General features: G+C 53.5%; 5 protein-coding genes. All 5 read left to right on the top strand.

Annotated elements, in window-relative coordinates; translation table 11 throughout:
* Positions 1-1,037, top strand: a 1,037-nt coding sequence (locus ACEW8P_RS22995) for a dihydroxy-acid dehydratase (protein WP_373515412.1), incomplete at its 5' end; no start/stop codon positions are given.
* Between the two features lie 114 nt (positions 1,038-1,151).
* Positions 1,152-2,900: a biosynthetic-type acetolactate synthase large subunit gene (gene ilvB, locus ACEW8P_RS23000; protein ID WP_373515413.1), complete on the top strand. Its 1,749-nt coding sequence runs from the start codon at positions 1,152-1,154 to the stop codon at positions 2,898-2,900.
* Between the two features lie 114 nt (positions 2,901-3,014).
* Positions 3,015-3,557 (top strand): acetolactate synthase small subunit, encoded by a 543-nt coding sequence (gene ilvN / locus ACEW8P_RS23005; RefSeq protein ID WP_373515414.1) that lies wholly within the window; start codon positions 3,015-3,017, stop codon positions 3,555-3,557.
* Between the two features lie 125 nt (positions 3,558-3,682).
* A complete protein-coding gene (gene ilvC, locus ACEW8P_RS23010) occupies positions 3,683-4,729 on the top strand; it encodes a ketol-acid reductoisomerase (RefSeq protein WP_373515415.1) in 1,047 nt (348 codons plus the stop codon).
* 174 nt (positions 4,730-4,903) lie between these two features.
* A partial coding sequence (gene ilvA / locus ACEW8P_RS23015; RefSeq protein WP_373515416.1) for a threonine ammonia-lyase IlvA occupies positions 4,904-5,898 on the top strand: 995 nt, incomplete at its 3' end.

Consider the following 5,898-nt stretch of genomic DNA (forward strand, 5'->3'; position numbering starts at 1 on the left):
TGCCGTTCAGCAGCAGCTACCCGGCTACGCACGAAGGCAAGCAGGAGGAGTGCAAGAAAATCGGCGCGGCGATGAAGCTACTTTTGGAGCGAGACATTACCCCGAAAGATATTATTACCAAAAAATCGCTGGAAAACGCGCTGACGGTAGTTATGGCGTTGGGCGGCTCGACCAACGCCGCGTTGCACTACCTGGCTATTGCGCGTTCAGCGGGCCTTCCGCTCACGCTCGACGATATTCAGGAAATCAGCAATCGCACGCCTTTCATCGGCGATTTGAAGCCTAGCGGCAAGTACTATATGGAAGACCTGCTGGAAATCGGTGGCGTTCCGGCCATCACGAAATACTTGCACGGCGAAGGCCTGATCCACGGCGACTGCCTGACCGTTACCGGAAAAACTGTGGCCGAGAACCTGGCTGAGGCCGCTGACCTGGATTTTGATAAACAAAAGATAATATTCCCGCTTTCTAACCCTATAAAGTCCACCGGCCACATTCAAATCCTGTACGGTAACCTAGCCCCCACGGGTTCAGTAGCCAAGATCACGGGCAAGGAGGGTACTTTCTTCGAAGGCGACGCCAAGGTCTGCGAACACGAGTCGGAGATCATCGACATGCTGGCAAAGGGCGAAATCCGCGCCGGCCATATAGTCGTCATCCGCAACTCGGGACCCAAAGGCGGGCCTGGGATGTCGGAAATGCTAAAACCGACCTCCGCCGTGATGGGCGCGGGCCTGGGCGACAAAATCGCCCTGATCACCGACGGACGCTTTTCGGGCGGCACCCACGGTTTCGTGGTAGGCCACATCACGCCCGAAGCTTTCGACGGTGGCCCCATCGCCCTGGTGCAGGATGGCGACAAAATCACCATCGATGCCAACACGCGCCAGCTCACGCTGCACATTTCGGACGAAGAAATGGCCGAAAGGAAAAGCAACTGGAAACAACCGAAACCCCGCTTCACAAAAGGGGTTCTGGGCAAATACATCCGCCAGGTAAAATCAGCCAGCGAGGGCTGCGTGACGGACGAATTTTAATTTTGAATGAGTGAGTTTTGAATGATAGAATGATAGAATGAGTGAATGATAGAATGTTGCTTACGCCAATTTATTCTATCATTCACTCATTCTATCATTCAAAATTGATCACAGATGACAAATGAAGAAACCGCAGTTCTGGAAGAGCCGCAAATACTGACCGAAAACGCTGAGTTGATGAACGGCTCGCACGCTGTGATTCGGGCTTTGCTGGCGGAGGGCGTGGATACCATTTTTGGGTATCCGGGTGGGGCGATTATGCCCGTGTACGACGCCATTTATGATTATCAGGATCAGATCAACCATATTTTGGTGCGCCACGAGCAAGGCGCGGGCCACGCTGCCGAGGGTTACGCGCGTATCTCAGGGAAGGTTGGCGTGTGTCTGGTCACCTCAGGGCCGGGGGCGACTAACCTGATTACGGCCATCGCCGACGCCATCATCGACTCCACACCGATGGTTTGCATCATTGGGCAGGTAGCTAAGCATTTGTTAGGCACTGACGCCTTCCAGGAGACGGACGTTATTGGTGTAACGATGCCCATCACCAAATGGAATTTCCAGGTCACTTCCGCCGATGAAGTGCCGGAGGCCATGGCTAAGGCTTTCTATGTCGCGCGGGCGGGTCGTCCGGGTCCAGTGCTGATCGACATTACCAAGAACGCCCAGTCGGAAATGATGACGAAGCCGTTCACTTATGATTTTTGTAAAAAACTACCCGGCTACCACCCGCGACTAATTCCCAAGCGCGAACACGTAGAAGCCGCCGCCACGCTCATCAACGGGGCCAAGCGACCATTTCTGCTCTTTGGTCACGGCGTGAAGCTCGCCGGAGCGGAGAAAGAATTGCTGGAACTGGTCGAAAAAACCGGAATTCCCTGCGCTTCGACGTTGCTGGGTTTGTCGTCGGTACCTGTAGACCATCCACTGTACGCGGGTTGGCTGGGAATGCATGGCAACTATAGTACCAACCGCCTTACCAATGAATGCGACGTACTAATCGGCGTCGGGCTGCGCTTCGACGACCGCGTGACGGGCGATGTGACCCGCTACGCCAAGCAAGCCAAGATCGTTCATATCGAAATCGACCCCGCCGAAATCGATAAGGTAGTCAAAGCCCATGCCCCCGTAGTCGGCGACGCCAAAGAGTCATTGCAGATGCTTACGCCACTACTAAATCCCAATAGCCACGAAGAATGGCTGAATAAGTTCAGGGAATTAGATGCTGAGGAAGAAGAAGCCATTACGATCCCTGAACTTTCGGCCACCACTGAAATGATCAAAATGGCCGAGGTCGTGCGGATGCTTTCCGATAAAACCAAGGGTGAGGCATTCATCGTGGCCGATGTAGGTCAGCACCAAATGGTAACGGCGCGATACTATCAGTTCAAAAGAAACAATTCTTTCATTACCTCCGGTGGCCTGGGAACGATGGGCTACGCTCTCCCGGCGGCCTTCGGGGCCAAAGTCGGCGACCCCGAGCGCGAGGTAGTTGCGATCATTGGCGACGGCTGTTTCCAGATGACGATTCAGGAATTGGGTACTATCGCCCAAAGCGGCTTGCCCGTAAAAGCGATTATCCTGAACAACAACTACCTGGGCATGGTGCGCCAGTGGCAGCAGTTGTTTTTCGAGAAACGCTATTCGTTCGTGGAACTGCAAAACCCCGATTTCATCACCATCGCCAAGGGCTTCGGCGTAGCCGGACATACCTGCGACCAGCGCGAAAACCTCAGCGACTCCCTGGACAAAATGCTGGCCTCCGACAAGCCCTACCTGCTGGAAGTCATCGTAGAAAAAGAAGAAAACGTCTTCCCGATGGTAGCATCAGGAGCTAGTGTGGCGGAGATACGCCTTCGTTAATTTTGAATGATAGAATGATAGAATGAGTGAATAGTTTTAATGCATGAATATGGACGTGTGCTGGCGAAAGCAACATTCTATCATTCACTAATTCACTCATTCAAAATTGAAACTATGACCTCATACACCATTTGTGTTTTCACGGAAAATAGCATCGGGCTGCTGAATAAGATTACGATTATATTCACGCGTCGTCGGATCAACATCGAGAGTTTGACCGTGTCCGAAACAGAGCGTAAGGGCATTTCGCGGTTTACGATTGTGATCAAGGCAGAATCGCGCGATACGATCGAAAAGATTGTGCGGCAGATTCGCAAGGTCGTGGAGGTGTTGGCCGTGTTCGGCTACCTCAACGACGAAATCGTTTACAACGAAATCGCTCTCTTCAAAATCCCGACGCTCGAAGGCGCCAAAAGGCTCGACATCGAAACAGTCAACAAAACCTATAAGGCCTGGGTAGTTTACTGGGGCCTGGACTACGTGGTGATCGAAAAGACGGGCACGGAAGATGAAATTTTTGATTTCTTCAACTACATCAAGCCCCACGGCATTCTCGAATTCGTGCGCTCCGGCCGCGTGGCCGTCAGCAAGTCACCGCGTAGCCTGGTAGAGTACCTGCCCGAAGAAGACAAGTACGATTACCTCTCTTACAATTGATTTATTACAAGTTGTTAATGAGTGATTGACGGTCCGCCTAAGCGGTAAATTTTACTGATCTCTTCGATAAGATATTCTCTCATTCAAAATTAATTCTCAATTATCCATTCACAATTAAGTAAAAAATGGCAAAGTTAAATTTTGGCGGCGTTGAAGAAGAAGTAGTCACCCGCGAAGAATTCCCCCTCGAAAAAGCCCGTGAAACCCTCGCCGACGACACCATCGCCGTGATCGGCTACGGCGTGCAAGGCCCCGGCCAAAGCCTCAACATGCGTGACAACGGTTTTAATGTAATCGTCGGTCAGCGCAAAGGCGGCAAATCGTGGGACAAAGCCATCGCCGATGGCTGGGTACCGGGCGAAACACTTTTCGAGATCGAGGAAGCTCTCGAGAAGGGAACGATCATCTGTTATCTCCTTTCGGACGCCGCCCAAATCGAGCTTTGGCCCACTGTCAAAAAAGCACTGACGCCCGGCAAGTCGCTGTACTTCTCGCACGGCTTCGGCATTACATATAAGGACAAAACCGGCATCATTCCACCCGCCGACGTGGACGTGTTCCTCGTCGCACCCAAAGGTTCGGGTACTTCCCTGCGCCGGATGTTCGTGGAGGGCAAGGGCTTGAACTCTTCTTTCGCCGTATTCCAGGATGCCACGGGCAACGCCCGTACGCGCTGCATCGCGATGGGCATAGGCGTAGGGTCTGGTTATTTGTTCGAAACTGATTTTTACCGCGAAGTGACCTCCGACCTCACGGGTGAGCGGGGTACTTTGATGGGTGCCATTCAGGGCATCTTTGCTGCGCAGTACGAGGTACTTCGCGCCAACGGCCACTCGCCTTCCGAGGCCTTTAACGAAACGGTGGAGGAACTCACGCAATCGCTCATGCCCCTCGTGGCTGAAAACGGCATGGATTGGATGTACGCCAACTGCTCCACCACCGCCCAGCGCGGTGCCCTCGACTGGTGGAAGCCCTTCCGCGATGCGACCAAGCCCGTTTTTGAAAAGCTTTACAACTCCGTAAAATCCGGCGAACAAGCCGAAATCTCCATCACGCGCAACTCCAAAGCCGACTACCGCGAAAAACTTGAAGTAGAACTCGCCGAACTCCGGGACTCCGAAATGTGGCGGGCGGGAAGCACCGTGCGTGGGCTGCGGCCGGAGAGAGGATAATTTGGAATGAGTGAATGTCGGAATAGATAATAGCTGGCGAAAGCAATATTCCACATTCCAACATTCACCAATTCCGACATTATAACAAAAACCCGCGAGCGCATCTCGCGGGTTTTTGTTTTTGCAAGAAATGAAATCCGTAATTTCGCCGGAGCATTACCTATGTGATTTCATATGAAAAATATTTCCGCCGATACGATAACAAACTTACCCACGCTTGATGCAATATTCTTAGCGGCGGAGCGGCTGCGGGGTGTGGCCACCCACACGCCGTTGATGGCCAATTTGAATTTGTCGGAGCGGTTTGGGGCCAATATTTATCTGAAGCGGGAGGATTTGCAGATCGTGCGCTCCTACAAAATTCGGGGCGCATATAACAAAATGGCGAGCCTCTCGCCCGAGATACTTGCCAAGGGGGTAGTTTGCGCTAGTGCCGGGAACCACGCACAGGGCGTCGCCTACGCCTGCCGCAAAATGGGCGTGCTGGGTGTCATCTTCATGCCTACAACTACCCCCGCCCAGAAAGTGAAGCAGGTTAGGATGTTTGGTAAAGAGTGGGTAACAATCCAGCTCGTGGGCGACACCTACGACGACGCCTACCACGCCGCGACGCAGTACCAGGCCACCCACGAGGCCACGTTCGTGCATCCGTTCGAGGATGTACTGGTGATGGAAGGCCAGGGAACGGTAGGTTTGGAAATATTCAAAGACGCCGATTTCAAGATCGACTACCTGCTGATGGCCATCGGCGGCGGCGGACTGGCTTCGGGCGTTTCGACGGTCTTCAAGCAGCTTTCACCCAAGACTAAACTCATCGGTGTGGAGCCGCTCGGCTCGCCCACCATGCAGCGGGCCATCGCCGAGGGCCATGTCCTTACGCTCGATAAGATCGACAAGTTTGTGGACGGGGCCGCCGTGCGCCGCGCCGGAGAAACTACCTTCCAGATTTGTCGCGAGAACCTGGATCAAATCATCCTGGTGCCGGAGGGCAAAGTTTGCTCCACCATCCTGCAACTCTACAACGAGGAAGCCATCGTTGCCGAACCTGCCGGGGCACTGACCGTGGCCGCGCTGGATTTTATCAGAGACGAAATCCGGGGCAAGAACGTCGTGGCCCTCATCGGCGGCGGCAACAACGACATCACCCGCACCGAGGAAATCAAGGAACG

This window comes from Persicitalea sp. (assembly GCF_041751555.1).
Classification (GTDB): Bacteria; Bacteroidota; Bacteroidia; order Cytophagales; family Spirosomataceae; genus Persicitalea.